Origin of the sequence: Staphylococcus pasteuri (assembly GCF_030547725.1) — a bacterium.
In the GTDB taxonomy this organism is placed as follows: domain Bacteria; phylum Bacillota; class Bacilli; order Staphylococcales; family Staphylococcaceae; genus Staphylococcus; species Staphylococcus pasteuri.
Window position 1 is genome coordinate 210,524 of record NZ_JAUOQO010000002.1, and the last position, 18,647, is coordinate 229,170.

An 18,647-nucleotide genomic window follows, 5' to 3' on the forward strand; every position below is an offset into this window, starting at 1 on the left:
ATCACATTGCAATGAGGTTGAAACATAAAGTTCTTGTGCTCTGGGAAACTTGATTAACGACGACCCAAAAGCAGGATTTTGCCCCGACCTCTTTTATATTTTCACTTTTATATTATAACGATTCCTTATTACAAATGTACTAATAATGAATAACAAAACGCATGCTTAAAATGACAATGTTGTCACTTCAGACATGCGTTCAATGACTTCATTTTGTTGTGGGAATATGAGACTAAATGTAGTTCCTTTACCTACAACAGAATCTACTTTAATTTCAATACCTAATTGTGATTTAACACTATCCACTAAATATAGCCCCATGCCTGATGACGTCGTCTCATTTCTATTAGCCGTGGACGTATAACCTCTATCAAAGATACGAGGCAAATCTTTTTGGCTAATGCCACGTCCATGATCTTTAATTTCTAGTGTAATATGGTTATCAGTTAATTTACCGCTTATTTCAATCATATTATTTTCACTATATTTCAGTGAATTAGATAAGATTTGTCTTATCATCATTCGACACCATTTCAAATCTGTATAAACGTTAAAATCATCAGTAAAATTCAATTCAAAACCTATACCTTTTATCTGGCTAATATGTCGTGTTAGTTGAATTTCGTCAATAACCATTCTTTTTAAAGAAACGTAGTCAAAATACATATCTTTATTTTGTGTTTCTAAACGTGTTAAATATAATTGTTTATCTAACATTTCATTGATACGCGACCATTCATATAATAATGCTTGTTTACGTTGAGCATCTTGTTCTTGGTCGATGATTAATTTCAATGCTGTAACAGGTGTTTTAATATCATGAACAAATTCAGTTATACTTTGTTCGTGATTATTGATTTGTACTTGTTGTTCTAAAACCTTATCCTTTTGAGTAGTAATATTACGATATAAATAATCTACTATTTGTTGTTGGAATGGTGTTTCAGCCAAGTCTTTATGTTTAATTTCTTCAATTTCTTTGTTCTTTTCAAAATGCTTCGTCAATCTCGATTCTTTAAAGAAAGTAATGATAATAAATATGATACTCATACCTAAATTAAGCACCACAATATACCATACACTATCAGCAGAAATATCATAATCGATATATGAAATGCCTAGCATAACAAGATTGATAAATACAATCCATATAATCCAATTTATACGTGATTTAAAAAACAACCAAAACCATTTAAAGTTATTCATGAGCCATATACCCTTTACCTACTTTGGTTTCAATAGCACTATCCATCCCTATTTCTGATAGCTTCTTTCTTAATCTATTTACATTAACAGTTAATGTGTTATCACTAACAAAGGCTTCATCGTCCCATAAAGCAGTAATCAATGTATCTCGTGAGACAATTTGATTTCTTTTGTTAACTAACATTTCTAAGATAATCATTTCAGTTTTAGATAAGAAAATGACTTTATCCCCTTTTTGAATACTATCCTTCGATAAATCAACGGTAGCATCTTGCCAGTTTAAAGTACGTTTTTCTTCAACCCCAAATTCATACACTCTGCGATAAACAGCTTGTAATTTAGCAATCAGCACATTAGTATAAAATGGTTTTTGGATATAATCATCTGCACCTAATTCCATACTCATGACTTGATCCATTGGATTATCACGAGATGATAAAAATAAAATGGGTACATTAGATACTTGTCTCATTTTTCTACACCAATAAAAACCATCATATTTCGGTAATTGTACGTCTAATATTACTATCTCAGGATTAAATGCTTCAAAAGTATCCATAACATTGCTGAAATCATCTATCCCTACAACATTAAAATCCCATTGTTCTAATTCTTTTTTCAATTCTTGAAACAGTGTGTTATCATCTTCAACTAATAAAATTTGCATACGAATCACCTAATTATTTTGTATATTTGATTTTTTCTCCTGATTGAATACGTCCTTGGAAATGTTTGATACGACAATCTACTTCAAATCCACGCATCATCATTCCTTGTAATGGTGCTTGTACAAAATAATACACAGGCCAAAACATTTTCGGAATGTAATCAAATAGATGTACTAAAACAATTGCATTACCTTTTAATAGACGGAACTCTAATTTCCCTTGTTTCTTCGCATTCGATTTAACTAATCTTCCACCAACTAATTGCAATGTAATTAAATCTTTTTCAGTAATCATTCTTTTTAATATAGCTAAAGGCTTATTTTTATTTTTAACATAAATATAATAATAATCATTACTTTTATAAGTCTTTACAATTGTACCTCTCGTTTTATCAAGCCAATTAAAAAAGTATTCTACAACTTGATTGAGCGTCCATTTTTTAGGAAGCACTATTTTCGTCGCAGTTCTGACATCATCATACTTTGAAACTTGTAACTCAACATTAATATGTGGACGTTTTATTTCTAATTGTGTACGTTCAACAGGCACACCATATGCACCCAAACGTTCAATCGTTTGATTATCATTACGACTTCCTGGTATATATACTAGCTTTTTAACTTGATTTACTGCAGCTGCCCTTCCAAAATTGTCAGCAGCAATTAAATTCAAATCTCGCGCCGTCGCTTGTGTCAATTTTGCAGAGTTTTTAGTTGGATCTAAATAAAAAATAGCTATATCAATATTTTTCATAGATTCAACCACATCTTGATAATTAAAAATATCACTTTGTAGCCAAGTCATATTTGTCGTAGCTTCATGTTCTGGTTTAGGATACTTGGACAATACATATAATTCAGCATCTTCTTCAATAACTGAACTTAAATGTTTCCCAATATATCCTGTTCCGCCTGCTAAAAGTACTTTTGGTTTCATATTTTAACTCCCTTGTGTATAATCTACACTCCAACTGTATTATTGCACGATTTAAAGCAATCTTAACTTATTTATATTATAATATAGAAGTAATCGAAACTTAAATGAATATAGGAGTGTTTTCATGCCTCACGCTATTCGTGAAATTAGTATAAAAGACGTAGACAATTTTATTGAATTACTTACCAAAATTTATGATGAATCTGAATTTACTTTCTACAACCCTGGTGAATACGCACCTACTACTTCTGAAGTTATTAAAAGATTAGAAGATTATATTACTTCTTCATCTAAAGCCATTTATGTTGCTGAAAGTGATGAACAACTTGTTGGCTATGCATTTGTAGGAACAGAAACATATGAACGAACACGCCATGAAGCTATCATCTATTTAGGTGTTAAAAAACTTTATCAACAACATGGTGTTGGACAAGCTTTAATTAATGCAATTGAAGCTTGGTCACTCAACCACAATATCCGCCGTATCGAAGCTACTGTTGTGACAGAAAACGATAGTGCAGTCAATTTGTTTAAAAGTACTGGGTTCCAAATTGAAGGCGAATTAAAGGATAAGTTATTTATTAATAATAAATATTACAATGAATATGTGATGGCCAAAATTTTAAATTAATTCTAATCTTCGTATATTAAATATTATCATAAAACATATTTAAACAACGTAAAGTAAAATTCCATCATGTATAGAAAATACCGTTAAAACACATATTTTAAGTGTTTTAACGGTATTTTCATTATAATAACTATTCACTAAATGGATCTAATTGAACATCTTGGTTTATATTATTGTTTCCATTTGTGTTTGATTCATTGTTACGTTCAACACCTGAAGAAGAAGTATTTCTACTTAAAAATAATAAGACGCGCTTAATATTTTCTTTTGACTCAGGTTTTTCTAAATGAAATTGGTATTGATGATGTAAATGGTGAGACCCATTATAAAATAATGTATCTACTGGTACATCTTTTTCTTTAAGTTTTTTATAAAAATCAATATTTTGACTATAAAAAGGATCTGCATCTCCTACAGATAAGAAAGTTGGTGGATATTTATTAGTCACTTGATTTATTGTGGACATTTGAGATAAATTTTTAAAATTACTTTCCCAATTTGTCATACCAGTATAACTTCTCATAAATAATTGTATTCTCGGAAATTCTGTCGCTTTTACAGTTTTCATATCATAGAAACCACCAAAGAATATCGCTGCTTTAATTTGTGAAGGTTTGAATTCTGGTTCAAATTTCATTTCATCTCTTAATGATTTGTTTGTTTGCATTGCAACATATTGACTAGTTAATTGTGCACCAGCTGAATCACCGCCAATAATCACTTGATCAAAATCAATTGGTAAATCATGTTCATTAGTTTTGATAAATTTAACAGCCTTATTCATTTGTTCAATTGGTGTTGGATATTTATATTGTGGTGCTAAAGCGTAATTGACGTTGACAACAATATAACCTTGTTCAGCAATTTTAGATAATAAAGGATTTTTATATTGTTTATCTCCTGCAATAAAGCCACCACCGTGCATCCAAAAAATAACAGGTAATTTACTATCTTTACTCATGTCTGATGGCATAATAATATCCAATTTACTATTTGGAACACCTTGGCCGTATGAAATATTTTGCAATAATTTAACATTTTTATTATTTATTTGGACTTTTTCTTTATTTTGGTGATTATGTTCTTGATCATAATGTTTTTTTAATAGTAGTCCTATACAAACACTAACGATTAAAATAACACATATCGTAATAAACAACCATTTATGTTTTGCCTTCATGATTGATTGTCCCCTCATAAAACTTTACTTATATTATAAATTAAAATCTTAACTTTATTTAAAAAAAGCAATTCATCTTTAATTGAATAAGATGAATTGCTTTTAAGGTTAAATCAATCATATTCAATTGTAAAGTGCATTTACTTTTTTATAATTAAGCAATATGATCTTTATCATCACTTTTACGTTTATAATATTTTACAAGCACTGCAACAACTATAAATAAACCAACAATTCCCATGATGTTGTATAAATAATTAATTAAGTCTGCAAATCCTACGAAACTTAAAATATAAGCAGCAATCATCATGATAATAATAAATAGATGATATTTCTTACTATATGGTTCTGTGAATCGTGCAGCAAATGAATAACATAAACCTAAGATTGTATTGTACATTACAGCTAGCATAATAATAGTTAATACTAAACCAATCCAAGGATTAATTGCATTCGCTAAGTTTAATGTAGGTATCGCAGCATCTTTAATTTTTGGATATTCTGCTTGTAATGCAAAATTAATCAATGCAAGTAAGATTGTGTATACAATACCACCGAATAATGCTCCAGCACCTGATACTTTTCGTTTAGATGCATCACCGCCAATAGCAACAACTGTACTAAATCCTACCGCGAAGGCGAGTCCTCCATATTGGATACCTTTTAAAATACCAAATATAACACTTGGTTTATCTACTGTTTGATTAACATCACTTAATGGCACTGAACCATTAAATAAATAATACACTGCTACTAATACTACTATTATAATTAAAAATGGAGTAACAATTCCTAGAGCTCTTACAATTTTATCGAAATCAAGTAATAGTGTGCCGTAAATGACAACTGTCATTATCAAAGCACCTAGCCAAACAGGAATATGAAAGCTTTCCTGGAATGTTGAACCTGAACCAGCAATCATTGTAACGGCAATTCCAAATAAAAAGAACACAAGAATGTAATCAAATATTTTACTGAATTTTTCACCGAATACATATTGTAGCGTTGATTCATGGTTTGTAGCTTCAAAAGCCGTACCTATTTTAGCTACTTGTCTACCTATAAAACCTAAAATTAAACCTGATAATAATACACCAATATATGACCATAAGCCATACGGTGTGAAGAATTGCATTACTTCTTGACCGGTTGAAAATCCTGCGCCGACTACTATGCCGACATAGGCGAAACCAATTTTGACAGCTTCTTTATTCAGCCCCATGAAAAAATAACCTCCTTCATTTTACACACGTTGAATTATAACGTACTGCTTTTTAATTGCAACCCAATCCATGTAGCTAAAAATAGCTTAAATTCCCAATTTAGACTTTGATATCAAGCATTTTCGGATATTCCCTAAATTCAAATTTTAAATTTTCTAAACATTCAAACAATTTATTTACTATTAAAAAAACCACTGAATTGATTTTACACAATTCAATGGTATTTACAAAAATAAGTCTAAATATTAGATTTTTAACGAGCATCGCGGTGTTGATTTAACTCATTAATATCAACTACTACGTTGTCCATGCGTTTCGCTGTATCTTTTAATACATTACGAGCCACATTATTGTTTGGATCTAATTTAAGAATTCGTTTAGCTATATCAAAAGCCTTTTTATCAGAAATAACAGGCTCTGGAATTGCATGTAGTAACAGCATTTGTAATAAGCTTTTAACTTCATTTCCGTCAGTAAGTTTTATGGATGAATCTGCATGATAATAAGCAGAGTGTAAAGCACCTTCATAGTCACTAAGTGGATAAACAAGAAGTAAAAATGCTAAATCGTGCATTTCAGGTGTTTCTTCCACTTTCATCATATCTAAAATACAAGTATAGAACATCATACTTTCTACTTCATGTGCACTTGAAATATATGCTTCTTCAAATTCCATAAAATCTGTTTCGGACATTAATTGTCTTACTAAATCAAACTCGCCATTCAATACATGTTTTTTTATAAGATGTTGCATGGCAATGTCCTCCTATTAGCCAGATTTTATCGTACATTTAATATTAATCATATCACATATAATCTTAACTTTCATTTCAAAAAATAAAATTCAACTTAATAAATGATAATTTCATTTAAAATGATGTTTGTTTTACTTCATCAAGAGCATCAGACATACTTCCACCTATTGATAATTTAACTGCTGCTGTAAAACTTCCTTCTACTATTGGCGCGTCTACTTTAACAATTTTATATGGCCCATCATACATATCTATAGCCATATCAATATTCATTTCTGATGATCCAATATCATAAAAGCATAATGCATCTTCTTCTAGTCCATTAATTAATTGCTGTACTGTATCAAAAGATGTACCAATATCTCCATTTACACCACCATTAGCTACTACATTAACATCTGATGCCATTTGTTGTAATAATGCTTTAGTGCCATTAGCTATAGCTTCACTATGACTAATGATTACAATTGTCGTCATTATCTTTCATCTCCTATTAATGCATTTAAAACATAAACCATACTTTGTGCGCCCGGATCCATATATCCTTTAGAAGCCTCTTTATAATATGAAGCACGTCCCTTTGTTGCAACCATATCAATAGTCTCGTCTGCAAAACTTTGTAGTCGCTCTAAATTAACTTTTTCGTCTGCTTTAACCGCTTCGAATGTTCGTGCTACAACATCATACATTGTCTTTTCGTTTAGTTCAACCTTGCCACGTTTAGCGATAGCTTCGGTAAATGTTTCAAGTAAAGTTACTAAGTTATCGTGGTCAATATCATCACTAACGACTTCTGCCATTTTAACAAAACTAAACCCGTATAAGGGCCCTGAGGCACCGCCAATATTGGACATTAGTGTCATGCCAGTAGATTTAAATAAATTTTTCATTGAACTGTCGTCTACTTTATCTTTTAAATTTTCGAATCCTCTTAACATATTTACACCATGGTCTCCATCACCAATAGCTCTATCAAGTTCTGTTAATGTATCTTCTTGTTCTTTAAACGTATTTTCTAATTCTAATAAGTGTTGTTTCGTTGTATTAATATTCATTATTAGCCCTCCTTGTTATTTTTTATTGATTAAGCGTTAAAATATCGACTAGTCGTTGGTGCAAGTAATGCTTCTAGGAGTTTTTCAGAATAAGGTACGATTGTGATTGAAAATCCTTGCATATCTAATGATGTCATATAATCTCCCACATACCAATGTTTCACATTTACATTTTGAGCCTCAAAGTATTTTTTTATATATGACGTTGTAATGTTCAGTTCAGACAATGGTGTGCCACCCATACCATTGACCATTACGATAACATTCTCAGTCTCAACTTCTTTTAACAATGCATCACCTAAATGCTTCACAATGTCATCAATAGACTCCATTTTTTGACGATGTAGTCCTTTTTCACCATGAATACCAATACCAATTTCAATATCATTTTCATTTATATCAAATCCATATTTACCAGTTGTTGGTACCATTGGTGGTGTTAATGCCATTCCAATACTTTTAATAGTAGGTAATATATTTTCAACTTTAGATTTAATATCCGCTAACGACTCGCCATTCTCTGATAAATAACCCGCATATTTATGAATGAAGACTGTACCAGCAACTCCACGACGCTGTTCTACATCAGATACAGCAATATCATCCTTAACAACAACCATATCTACATTAATATCTTCCATTTCGGCCATTTCTTGAGCCATTTCAAAATTCATTACATCTCCAGCATAATTTTTAACAATTAATAATACGCCATCACCAGTATCAACATATTTAATAGCTTCTAAAATTTTATCTGGCGTTGGAGAAGTAAATACCTCACCACATACCGCAGCATCAAGCATACCTTGTGCAACATATCCAGCATGTGCAGGTTCATGACCGCTCCCTCCACCTGAAACGAGTGCTACACCTGATGTCTTTTTATCTTTTTTAACAATGATTGTATCTTCAATAATATCTAGCTCAGGATGTGCAATTAAAAATCCATCAAGCATATCACTTAAAAAGTCTTGTTTATCTTTAATTAGTTTCTTCATTGTTAGCCCTCCTTTGTCATTCATGTCTATTATAAATCAACCCTTTTAGAAAACGTTAACAATATACATAACAAAAGAGCGAAGCCTCCTAAAGACTTCACTCTTTTTCACACAATTTATACACTTTTAGTTTTATACATAAGATATAAGAAATAAGGTGCTCCAATAATAGCGACTATAATACCCGCTGGTACGCCAGTTGGTTCTAAAATAACTTTACCAAAAGTATCTGAGAATACTAATAGGAATGCGCCAACTAGTACTGCTATTGGTAAAAATAATTGATGACGTGGACCAACGATTCGTTTAGCTATGTGTGGTCCCATTAATCCAATAAATGATATAGAACCAGCCACTGCAACAGCTACTGAGGAAAGTACGACTGCAACAAAGAATAACACCATACGTTCTTTGCCCACTTTAACGCCTAATCCTTTAGCTACATGTTCGTGTGTATTAATAATATTAAGTTCATTAGATTTATAAAATAAATAAGGTAATATCACAATAATCCATGGTAAAAAGGCAGCGACGAATATCCATTCATCTCCCCATATATTACCTGCAAACCATGTAGCAATAAATTCAGATTGATCTTCATCAAATTTTGACATTAAAGTGATTGAACCACCATATAATGCGGTTTGCATACCTACACCAATTAATACCATACTTGAAGGTGTGACACCATTTCGCTGATTAATACTAAACATAAATATAACTAACGCAGTTGCTACACCACCTATGACACTAATAAGGGGTAATACATAGACAAAATTGTCAGGTTTTATTTGTCCTATCGTAATAAATAAGGCAATAGCAAAACCACCACCAGCATTAATACCTAAGATACCTGGTTCAGCTATTGGATTTTTCGTGACACTTTGAACAATTGCGCCACTCATACTTAAAGCAGCTCCTGCTAAAATAGTAATCAACATTCGGGGCAGTCTAAAATCCACCAAAATGAGTGTATCTGTATAGTCGCCCTGACCAGTCAATATTTTAAAGAATTTACTTACTGGTATATTATATTCACCGGAGGCTACGCTCCACGTACAAGCTAAAAAGACTAATATTACAAACGTAATAAACGTGATGATTTGTTTGCGTCTTAACTTACTGTCTATCATATAGAACGTCCCCCTCTTTTAACTAAATATAAGAAGTAAGGAACGCCAATAAATGAAATAATTGCACCTACAGGCGCGCCACCTAAATATCTTGCTAACATATCAGCTACTAACATTAAAATACCACCTAATAAAGCAGTCAAAGGTAACACTTTAGCATAATCTGTTCCAATTAAAAATCTAACAATATGTGGCACCATTAAACCTACAAATGCAATTTGTCCTACCATTGAAACAGCAACACCAGCAAGTATCATTGATAAAACTAATATCACAACACGAATTACTGTTACATTTTGTCCTAAACCTTTAGCTAAAGATTCTCCCAAGTTTAATATCGTTAATTGTTTACTCATCGTAAGAATAATAAGTAACGCAATTATAATGATAGGCGCAGTCCATATAATTTGAGACCATGTTGTACCTGATACACCACCGGCACTCCAAAATGTAAGAGATTGGTTTAATCTAAATATGAGTGCTACACCTTGACTTAACGCAGTTAACATAGCACTTACAGCTGCACCAGCTAAAATAATACGCATAGGATTAAATCCGTCTTTTCTTGAACGGCCAATCATTAATACAATTGTTCCACCTAATAATGCACCAAGAAATCCTGCAATCATTAGTAATGTAAAAGGTGCTTCTGGATAAAAGGCATATGTAAGTGCTAATCCGAATGAAGCGCCAGAGTTTAATCCAATTAAACTTGGATCTGCCAAACTATTTTTCGTTACGCCTTGAATAACTGCACCTGCAACGGACAAAGACATACCTACTAATATAGCACCTAAATCTCTAGGTATTCTAATTTCACTTATTACATTGTGTTGTTGGTTTTTTGGATTATAGTTGAAAATTGCATCTATTATAGTTGGAATATTAATTTTGGCATCACCATATAAAATAGATAAAAATAGCGCTATTGCTAGCACTATTATTCCACCTATTAAATAAGAGATAAATTTAACATTGCCCTTTTTGCTTGGATTTGACATTATATTCATACCTTTTCTATATGATTTATATTTATCTATTACTTTTTATGATGAGTATGATTTATTACATAAGTCATAAGTAACTAATAGTGGTTTACCTGTTCTAGGATCTTCACTTAATACAACATCAATGTTAAACACTTGCTCTAAAATGTCTTTAGTTAGTATTTCATTAGTTTCCCCATTAGCTATAATTTCTCCTTTTTTCATAGCAATAAGATGGTCTGAGAAACGGATAGCTTGGTTAATATCATGTAACACCATAATAATGGTACAACCTTGTTCTTCATTTAATTTTTGAACCAATTCTAATATTTCTAATTGATGAGAGATATCTAAATAAGTTGTTGGCTCATCTAAGAAGATAATATCAGTACGTTGTGCTAAAGCCATTGCAATCCACACACGCTGTCTTTGACCACCACTTAAGTCATTGATTGAACGATGTCTAAATTCTGATGTTCCAGTAACATCCAATGCCCAATTAATTTCTTTTTTATCTTCTTCAGATAAACGACCAAAGCCTTTTTGATGTGGAAATCGGCCATATGAAACCAATTCGCCTACTGTTAAACCATCAGCAACTTCTGGTGATTGTGGTAAAATCGCTATTTTTTTAGCGATTTCTTTCGTAGATTGGGAATGAATACTTTCTCCATCTAAATTAATTGATCCATCTTTTACGGATAGTAAACGAGAGAGTGCTTTTAATAAAGTAGACTTTCCACAACCATTTGGTCCTATAATTGATGTCACTTTACCATCAGGAATCTCAACATCTAGATTATTTATAATAGTCGTATCGCCATAACCAATTGTTACTTGTTCACCATTTAAACGACTCATAATTCCCCTACTTTCTAAAAAATTACTTTATATTCAGAAAAGATAACTGTACTTTTATATTTTTAATATCAATGTAATTGATAATCATTATCATAATGGTTATTATAACATTTCCACTATTTTTTGACTAATAAATTCATGATTTATTATAAATTGTCAATTAAAAAAACCACTTTAAGTTAACTAGAATGACTTAAAGCGGTCTTATAAATACTTTTTTATTCGTCTATCAAGAATCCATTTCCATACACATCTCTCACATCATGAATAACAAGGAATGCTTGCTGATCAATATTTCTAATGATTTTTTTAGCACGTGATACTTGTGTCTTAGTAATAACTACATAAAGTACATCTTTCTCTTCTCGAGTATAATATCCATGTCCATTTAAAATAGTTAATCCACGACCAACTTGTTCGTCAATCGCTTTAGCCACTTCTTCTGGCTTACTTGAAATAATCGTCATCGCTTTCTTAGTATTTAAACCTTCTATTACATATTCCATGACCTTAGTACCTATATAAAGTGAAATAACTGTAACTAGTGCACGATCTATTGAAATAACAGTTAAAGAAATCACTACTACAATTAAATCGAAAAATAATAAAGCATAAGGTGTACTCACATCTAAATATTTATGTGCAATTCTAGCTAAAATTGTTGTTCCAGCCGTAGTTCCTCCAGCTAAAACAATTACTCCAATACCTAAACCAACACATGAGCCACCAAAAACTGCATTGACAATGACATTGCCTGTTTCAATATGCCAAGAATCAGTTAAACTTAGGAATACAGAAATTAGGACAGTTGCTACAATGGTCAAATACATACTACGTTTACTTAAAAACTTATATCCTACAACAATTAAAACTGCATTAACTACAAAGTTAACTATGGCTGGAGATAAATGGAAAGCATAATATAAAACAATAGCTAAACCAGTAACGCCACCTTCACCTAAATTACCAGAAATGATAAATGCATTGACGCCTGCTGAAAAAATAAATGATCCAATTATAACTAAGATTAAATCTCTTACTAATCTCTTCAAGCAACCACATCCCTATTATTATTTTTTTATATGATTAACAAAATGTTAGCACACGCACATATCCTCCTACAACACCGCTTCTTTAAATAATTCGTATTTTGAGTATTTTATGTTTAAAACCATAATTTTTAAAAGTAAGAAACTTCATTTTAATTACTGAGATGAGTGTGTTAACTAAATTTTAAATTTTCAGAATTTTTAATTTACTTTTCACTATTTCTTTGTTATACTTACATTAACTTCTTTAGTAAAGAAGTTATCTCCTTTGTGTTGTTTATAGTAACAAAACAAATTTTGCTCGAAGTACTGTAACAGTACCTAGTCCTTACCGTTACAAGTACATTAATATTCATTTCCCATAAAAGCCAAGTATAAGAAGTGTGTCCTCACTTACTATACTTGGCTTTTATCATGATTCCTTATTTTATTTGATATAAAATACACCTCCCATTTTGGAAAGTCATCCCAAAATAGGAGGTGTTATCAATTTATCTTACCAAGCAAATAAACCTACGAATGCAGCTGTTAATAATGAAACTAAAATACCTGCTAATAACATCATAGGAACATATTTTGATACAAAATCTGACGTTTTCTTGTCTACGATACCTTTTAACGTACCGATAATCATACCAATTGTGGAGAAGTTAGCAAATGAAACTAAAAATGTTGAAATGACTGCTTTATGATGTGGTGAAAGTGTGTTAATCGTTTTAGACACTTCACCCATAACTACAAATTCGTTTGTAACGATTTTTTTCGCCATTTGTTGTGCAACTAACCAAGCTTCATCAAAAGGAAGTCCAAGTAATAATGCAAATGGATACATAAATACACCTAGAATTTGGTTTAAACCAAAGCTACCTTTTAATCCCATTAAATGACCAATACCACCAGTAATTAAATTAATAAGACGATCGGCTAAATCAGCTAATGCTACGAAACTAATGACAAAAGCAATGATAATTAATACTAACTTTCCTGCTGCTAATACAGAATCACCTAGGAAAGAAAAGAAAGGTTGTTTTTCAATTTCATCATTTTTAATACTGTAAATAATATCTTCTTTTTCATCCACAGTAACTGGATTAAGAATTGATGCAACGATAATTGCATTCACAATGTTTAAAGGAATAGCAGTCAATACTAATTCACCAGGAATCATTTGAACATATGCACCAACAATCGCACCTGAGACTGAACTCATTGACATCATAGCTACAGTTAAGACACGCACTTCATTCATACGTTTCAATTGTTCATTAGACACAGCTAATGCTTCAGTATTACCTAAAAACATCATCTCAATTCCAAAGAATGATTCGAATTTAGGTTGACGTGTAATTTTAGCGAGTAACCAACCAATTGCACCGATTAATTTTGGAAGGATATTAAAATACATTAATATATCGAACAGCGGTACAATTAAAAGAATCGGGAATAAAGCACTTACTGCCATATCCATTTGTTTATTAGAAACAAAACTATTAAATGCAAATCCTGTGCCTTCATTTGCTGATTGTATAACCCAGGAAATTCCATTTGCTGCTGCTTTAATTCCAGTTTTCCCCCATGGGAAGTATATAAAGAACCAAGCTAGGAATAAGTTCAATACGACTAAAATAATAATTGATTTCCATTGTATATTTTTTCGTGATCTTGAAAATAATACTGCTATACCAAGGAAAACAATTAACCCAATGATATTAATCAATAAAAACATCTGACACCCACCTATTTATTTAATTTTCCAAAAACGTTTTTTGCTAAAGTAACAACTTATTAAATATGTATAACTCTATGACAAAGTGAATTGTCACTCCCAAAACAGAGTATAGATTATTGAATTTATTATACCATTTGTAAAATTGACTTAAAATAAGTATTTTCATTATCAACTTGAATTTTATTAACACATCGTGACATATTATTTGTAGGAATAAGAACTGAAGTTTCCAATAGTAGTGTAAGTTGAGTCATATAAAAATTTTTATACATACGGAATTTCTTTAATTTAGTTTAATGATGTTTATTAAATTACACGAAAGGTCCTTATTTTTTCAAGGTGTTTTCCAATGTATAAATACGTAGTATATATGGCGAGACTCTTGAGGGAACAGGACAAGCTGAAGACTACAGGCTGAAGCTGTCCCCTATGAAAGCGAGCCGATAATACGAAGTATTATAAATAAAGAAGCCAGTAAATGAGTTTTTTGGATAAACTCATTTACTGGCTATTTTTCTAGGATTTATGTCCCAGCCTCATTAATCTTAATCAGCAAGCTTCTGAGATGTGACAAAGTGTTTATATTTTTCATGTGATGTCATTAATTCACTATGTGTACCTTTACCTGTCACTTGACCTTTATCAATAAAGATAATTTGGCCCGCTTTTTTAATTGTAGAAAGTCTATGTGCAATAACAATTGTTGTACGACCTTCCATCAATGTTTCTAAAGCTTCTTGAATTTTCAACTCGCTCTCACTATCTAAATTAGCTGTAGCCTCATCAAGCAAGAGAATATCTGGATTTTTAACAAAACTACGTGCAATATCAATACGTTGTCTTTGACCACCAGATAGCTTAAGTCCTCGTTCACCAACCAACGTATCATATCCTTCATCAAACTGCATAATAAATTCATGACAGTTCGCTAATTTGGCGTATTTTGTAAGTTCCTCATCAGTTACAGTGCGATTCACACCATATAAAATATTGTCTCTTATAGTACCACTCATCATAGAATTAGATTGCATAACATAACCAATTTTTGTACGCCATTTAGATAATGGAATATCAAAAATACTAGTTCCATTATAAGTAATATCACCACTTTCTATGTCATACATGCGTTCAATTAAATTAAAAATGGTACTCTTACCAGAACCTGAAGGCCCTACAAATGCACTTACCTGCCCTTGAGGAATATTAAATGAAACGTTGTCTAAGATAGGTTTTACATCATATTTGAAATTGACATTATCAAACGAAATTTCGCCATCATGGATTTCAATATCTTTTGATTCTTCTAGAGCTTCAGTTGGTTCGATAGGTTCTTGCATAATTTCATAAATACGATGACTTGCTCCGACAGCTTTTTTATAATCTGTAATTAATGTTGATAGATTGATTAGAGGCATAGATAATTGTATTACGTAAAAAATCATCGCAATTAAAGTTCCGGCAGTAATAGCGCCTGTCGCGATTTCTAATGCACCAAAGCCAAGAATAATAGCGATTGTTAACAACATCACTACACCAGAAATAGGTTGTACAACAGCAGAAATTTTAGCTTGTTTTAAACCTAATCGATAAATTTCATTTAAATTAGTATGAGCGTTGTCTAATTCGAGCCTTTCCGTATTAGACACTTTAACTAATCTCATTTCAGTTAATACACGACCAAGTAAACCACTAAAGTTAGCAATTTCAGTTTGTGTATTAGTTGAAATTCTCTGCATTACTTTACCTAAAGGAATCATAATAAGTACAAAAATCGGAATTGTAATAAATGTTAATAACGTCATTTTCCAATCCATGATAAATAACATAACTAATGATCCTAATAAAGTTAATACAGAAGGTAATAAATTAGGTAGCTTTTGAGATATAAATTCATTTATCACCTTTGTGTCGTCTGTTAAACGACTCATCAGTTGACCACTTTCGTTCTTATCAAAAAATGGCATTTTTAATTGAATGATATGTTCCCATAATAATGAACGGATATCATAAATCATCTTTTCACCAATTTTACTTAGTAAATATAATCCTACACCACTTAAAATAGCGTTAAGTAAGAAAATACCACCAAAAATGGCTACGAGATTCCAGTTCATAGTGCTTACTGAGAATTTATCTACTAATCTCCCAGTAAATAGAGGAACTAATAATCCGCTCAAACTTCCTAATGAAGTAATAATAACTGCCGCTATGATTAACCCAATTGGCCAAGTGAGCCGTTTAAATAAAAAGAATAAAGGGTTAGTTTGTTTCATAATAATACCTCTTCTATTAAAATTCATATTTCAAATTTTGCTCAATCTTACTAAAACATTCTGACATCCCAAATAATCAGTCTTTATCAATTATAATCAAATATCAAAAATTTTAAATCATACATATACCTCTTAAATAATGTGTATGATAAAATATGTTAGTCGAAAATAACAGATAAAGGAAAGAAATCATGAAAAAAATCTTTATACTCATTATAACTATGTTCTTCGCAATACACATTATAACACCTTTTGCTAATGCAGAGAATAATGATATTACTCCAGTTCAAGCTGCAAACGAAGGTGGATACAATGTAACCGAAGTATATCAACCTGAAAGTGCTATTAATGTTAGTCAAAATGGACAAATTTTATATGAATATAATAAAGACAAAAAATGGTATCCCGCTTCTATGACTAAATTGATGACGATGTATCTCACTTTAGAAGCGGTAAAAGATAAAAAACTATCACTAAATGATGAAGTAAAAATGACTAATCGCGAATATCAAATGTCTACACTTCCAGAATTAAGTAATACCAAACTTTATCCAGGTCAGAAATGGACTATTGCAGATTTACTTCAAATTACTGTATCCAATTCAAGTAATGCGGCTGCTTTAATTTTAGGTGAACAAGTATCAGGAAATGTAAATGATTTTACTGATTTAATGAATAAAAAAGCCAAAGAACTTGGAATGAATGACACCCATTATGTTAATCCAACAGGAGCTGAGAATTCACGTTTAAAAAGTTTTGCACCTTCCAAATATAAAGATACTGAGAATAATACAACAACTGCTCGTGATTATGCTATTTTAGATCAACATGTTATTAAAGATACACCTAAAATATTACATTTCACAAAACAACTATCACCAACGACACACGGTGTGACGTACTATACATTTAATCATTCATTAGATGGTGCTGATATGAGCTTACCAGGAACAGATGGTTTAAAAACGGGTTCAAGTGATACAGCAGATTACAACCATACAATTACTACCAATCGCCATGGTTTTAGAATTAATCAAGTCATTTTAGGTGCTGGGGACTATAAACATGTAGGCGGAGAAAAACAACGAAATATGATGGGTAACGCACTTATGGAGCGTTCATATAATCAATACAAATATGAAAAAATATTATCAAAAGGAAAACAAAAAATTAACGGTAAAACATATTATGTAGAAAAAGATCTTTATGATGTATTACCAAAAGACTTTTCTAAAAAAGATTATAAATTAGTAATCAAAAATGGAAAAGTACATGCTGACTATGACCGTCAATTCATAACAAAACAAGATGGTCCACCTTCAGTATCAGTGCATAAACCGATTGTACATGAAGCGACAACAGTTGCTAAAAGTACATGGAAGACACACCCTATCATTGCAATACTTTTTGGTTTAGGTATAGTTATTGTCCTAGCCATCGTAATTCACCTTATTCTTCAAGCTATTCGTAAAAAATAAAAAGAAGGACGACGTCTTGGCTAAATGCCATGACAATCGTCCTTTTTATTATATAGGAAATTATTTAGCGTCTTTTCCATATAATTCTTGTTTGATTTTTGTTGTAGAAATACCTTCTGTACGGTTAAGATAAATCACTTCACATTTATCTTTTAAGAAATCAAATTCACCTTCCCAGTCGTGTCCCATAACGAAAACATCGACATCGAAACGTTCAACATCAATTTCTTTTTGACCCCAACCATCTTCTGGTATAACTAGGTCTACATAACGGATTGATTCTAACATCATTTTACGTTGGTTATAGTCATAATATGATTTTTTATTTTTCACTTGGTTGAATTCATCAGTAGATAAAGCCACGATAAGATAATCTCCCATTTCACGTGCTCTTCTTAATAATTCAATGTGTCCATAATGTAATAAATCATATGTACCATAAGTAATTACTCGTTTCATGATACGTGATTCTCCTTAACTAAATAT

Annotated in this window: 18 protein-coding genes and 1 pseudogene; 2 read left to right on the forward strand and 17 right to left on the reverse strand. The window is 31.3% G+C overall.

Annotated features, from left to right (window positions below; translation table 11 throughout):
* Positions 1–165: 165 nt before the first annotated feature.
* The 3 genes from Q4528_RS03145 to Q4528_RS03155 are packed head-to-tail and all read right to left on the reverse strand — an operon-like array spanning position 166 to position 2,810.
* Positions 166–1,206, reverse strand: a complete 1,041-nt coding sequence (locus tag Q4528_RS03145; RefSeq protein ID WP_017637222.1) for a sensor histidine kinase — start codon at positions 1,204–1,206, stop codon at positions 166–168.
* Complete coding sequence (gene graR, locus Q4528_RS03150) at positions 1,199–1,873, reverse strand: response regulator transcription factor GraR/ApsR (protein ID WP_017637221.1); 675 nt, start codon at positions 1,871–1,873, stop codon at positions 1,199–1,201. Before graR ends, Q4528_RS03145 begins: the two co-directional genes overlap by 8 nt.
* Before the next feature lie 13 nt (positions 1,874–1,886).
* The gene (locus tag Q4528_RS03155) at positions 1,887–2,810 is read right to left on the reverse strand and encodes an NAD-dependent epimerase/dehydratase family protein (RefSeq protein ID WP_017637220.1); all 924 of its coding nucleotides are present in this window, start codon (positions 2,808–2,810) and stop codon (positions 1,887–1,889) included.
* Positions 2,811–2,934: 124 nt separating this feature from the next.
* Here Q4528_RS03155 and Q4528_RS03160 point away from each other — a divergent pair, with 124 nt between their 5' ends.
* Entirely contained in the window at positions 2,935–3,441 is a 507-nt protein-coding gene (locus Q4528_RS03160; protein ID WP_046466422.1) for a GNAT family N-acetyltransferase, read from the forward strand.
* 130 nt (positions 3,442–3,571) lie between these two features.
* On the opposite strand, the gene Q4528_RS03165 is transcribed toward Q4528_RS03160, so the two are convergent.
* From Q4528_RS03165 to Q4528_RS03220, 13 genes and pseudogenes are all read right to left on the reverse strand, one after another.
* A complete protein-coding gene (locus Q4528_RS03165; protein ID WP_017637218.1) occupies positions 3,572–4,621 on the reverse strand; it encodes an alpha/beta hydrolase in 1,050 nt (349 codons plus the stop codon).
* Positions 4,622–4,775: 154 nt separating this feature from the next.
* Complete coding sequence (locus Q4528_RS03170) at positions 4,776–5,843, reverse strand: YkvI family membrane protein (protein WP_017637217.1); 1,068 nt, start codon at positions 5,841–5,843, stop codon at positions 4,776–4,778.
* A 254-nt stretch (positions 5,844–6,097) separates the two neighbouring features.
* The gene (locus tag Q4528_RS03175) at positions 6,098–6,598 is read right to left on the reverse strand and encodes a hypothetical protein (protein ID WP_017637216.1); all 501 of its coding nucleotides are present in this window, start codon (positions 6,596–6,598) and stop codon (positions 6,098–6,100) included.
* Between the two features lie 115 nt (positions 6,599–6,713).
* Complete coding sequence (gene dhaM / locus Q4528_RS03180; RefSeq protein WP_017637215.1) at positions 6,714–7,076, reverse strand: dihydroxyacetone kinase phosphoryl donor subunit DhaM; 363 nt, start codon at positions 7,074–7,076, stop codon at positions 6,714–6,716.
* The gene (dhaL, locus tag Q4528_RS03185; protein WP_046466420.1) at positions 7,076–7,654 is read right to left on the reverse strand and encodes a dihydroxyacetone kinase subunit DhaL; all 579 of its coding nucleotides are present in this window, start codon (positions 7,652–7,654) and stop codon (positions 7,076–7,078) included. Before dhaL ends, dhaM begins: the two co-directional genes overlap by 1 nt.
* Positions 7,655–7,683: 29 nt before the next feature.
* Positions 7,684–8,652: a dihydroxyacetone kinase subunit DhaK gene (gene dhaK / locus Q4528_RS03190; RefSeq protein WP_017637213.1), complete on the reverse strand. Its 969-nt coding sequence runs from the start codon at positions 8,650–8,652 to the stop codon at positions 7,684–7,686.
* Between the two features lie 116 nt (positions 8,653–8,768).
* Positions 8,769–9,785 carry a FecCD family ABC transporter permease gene (locus tag Q4528_RS03195; RefSeq protein ID WP_070452581.1) on the reverse strand — a complete coding sequence of 339 codons (1,017 nt, stop codon included), beginning with the start codon at positions 9,783–9,785 and terminating at the stop codon, positions 8,769–8,771.
* Positions 9,782–10,786: a FecCD family ABC transporter permease gene (locus Q4528_RS03200; RefSeq protein ID WP_046466418.1), complete on the reverse strand. Its 1,005-nt coding sequence runs from the start codon at positions 10,784–10,786 to the stop codon at positions 9,782–9,784. The genes Q4528_RS03195 and Q4528_RS03200 overlap by 4 nt, the downstream gene beginning before the upstream one ends.
* Positions 10,787–10,831: 45 nt before the next feature.
* Complete coding sequence (locus Q4528_RS03205) at positions 10,832–11,632, reverse strand: ABC transporter ATP-binding protein (RefSeq protein ID WP_017637210.1); 801 nt, start codon at positions 11,630–11,632, stop codon at positions 10,832–10,834.
* 218 nt (positions 11,633–11,850) lie between these two features.
* Positions 11,851–12,684, reverse strand: coding sequence for a YitT family protein (locus Q4528_RS03210; RefSeq protein ID WP_046466417.1), 834 nt, complete (start codon positions 12,682–12,684; stop codon positions 11,851–11,853).
* A gap of 493 nt (positions 12,685–13,177) precedes the next feature.
* Positions 13,178–14,407, reverse strand: a complete 1,230-nt coding sequence (locus tag Q4528_RS03215; RefSeq protein WP_029056420.1) for a NupC/NupG family nucleoside CNT transporter — start codon at positions 14,405–14,407, stop codon at positions 13,178–13,180.
* A 309-nt stretch (positions 14,408–14,716) separates the two neighbouring features.
* Positions 14,717–14,911: pseudogene (locus tag Q4528_RS16805) on the reverse strand (hypothetical protein).
* Positions 14,912–14,955: 44 nt separating this feature from the next.
* Positions 14,956–16,683: an ABC transporter ATP-binding protein gene (locus Q4528_RS03220; RefSeq protein ID WP_017637207.1), complete on the reverse strand. Its 1,728-nt coding sequence runs from the start codon at positions 16,681–16,683 to the stop codon at positions 14,956–14,958.
* Between the two features lie 191 nt (positions 16,684–16,874).
* On the opposite strand from Q4528_RS03220, the gene pbp4 reads away from it, so the two are divergent.
* Complete coding sequence (gene pbp4 / locus Q4528_RS03225) at positions 16,875–18,161, forward strand: penicillin-binding protein PBP4 (protein WP_017637206.1); 1,287 nt, start codon at positions 16,875–16,877, stop codon at positions 18,159–18,161.
* Positions 18,162–18,221: 60 nt separating this feature from the next.
* On the opposite strand, the gene tagD is transcribed toward pbp4, so the two are convergent.
* On the reverse strand, positions 18,222–18,620 hold the full coding sequence (gene tagD / locus Q4528_RS03230) for a glycerol-3-phosphate cytidylyltransferase (protein WP_002451030.1): 399 nt from the start codon (positions 18,618–18,620) through the stop codon (positions 18,222–18,224).
* Positions 18,621–18,647: the final 27 nt, after the last annotated feature.

Coding starts and splice junctions, on each gene's coding strand:
- graR (WP_017637221.1), bottom strand. CDS start 1,873: ATGCAAATTTTATTAGTTGAAGATGATAACACACTGTTTCAAGAATTG.
- Q4528_RS03165 (WP_017637218.1), bottom strand. CDS start 4,621: ATGAAGGCAAAACATAAATGGTTGTTTATTACGATATGTGTTATTTTA.
- dhaM (WP_017637215.1), bottom strand. CDS start 7,076: ATGACGACAATTGTAATCATTAGTCATAGTGAAGCTATAGCTAATGGC.
- dhaL (WP_046466420.1), bottom strand. CDS start 7,654: ATGAATATTAATACAACGAAACAACACTTATTAGAATTAGAAAATACG.
- Q4528_RS03145 (WP_017637222.1), bottom strand. CDS start 1,206: ATGAATAACTTTAAATGGTTTTGGTTGTTTTTTAAATCACGTATAAAT.
- Q4528_RS03160 (WP_046466422.1), top strand. CDS start 2,935: ATGCCTCACGCTATTCGTGAAATTAGTATAAAAGACGTAGACAATTTT.
- dhaK (WP_017637213.1), bottom strand. CDS start 8,652: ATGAAGAAACTAATTAAAGATAAACAAGACTTTTTAAGTGATATGCTT.
- tagD (WP_002451030.1), bottom strand. CDS start 18,620: ATGAAACGAGTAATTACTTATGGTACATATGATTTATTACATTATGGA.
- Q4528_RS03220 (WP_017637207.1), bottom strand. CDS start 16,683: ATGAAACAAACTAACCCTTTATTCTTTTTATTTAAACGGCTCACTTGG.
- Q4528_RS03155 (WP_017637220.1), bottom strand. CDS start 2,810: ATGAAACCAAAAGTACTTTTAGCAGGCGGAACAGGATATATTGGGAAA.
- Q4528_RS03195 (WP_070452581.1), bottom strand. CDS start 9,785: ATGATAGACAGTAAGTTAAGACGCAAACAAATCATCACGTTTATTACG.
- Q4528_RS03215 (WP_029056420.1), bottom strand. CDS start 14,407: ATGTTTTTATTGATTAATATCATTGGGTTAATTGTTTTCCTTGGTATA.
- Q4528_RS03200 (WP_046466418.1), bottom strand. CDS start 10,786: ATGTCAAATCCAAGCAAAAAGGGCAATGTTAAATTTATCTCTTATTTA.
- pbp4 (WP_017637206.1), top strand. CDS start 16,875: ATGAAAAAAATCTTTATACTCATTATAACTATGTTCTTCGCAATACAC.
- Q4528_RS03175 (WP_017637216.1), bottom strand. CDS start 6,598: ATGCAACATCTTATAAAAAAACATGTATTGAATGGCGAGTTTGATTTA.
- Q4528_RS03205 (WP_017637210.1), bottom strand. CDS start 11,632: ATGAGTCGTTTAAATGGTGAACAAGTAACAATTGGTTATGGCGATACG.
- Q4528_RS03170 (WP_017637217.1), bottom strand. CDS start 5,843: ATGGGGCTGAATAAAGAAGCTGTCAAAATTGGTTTCGCCTATGTCGGC.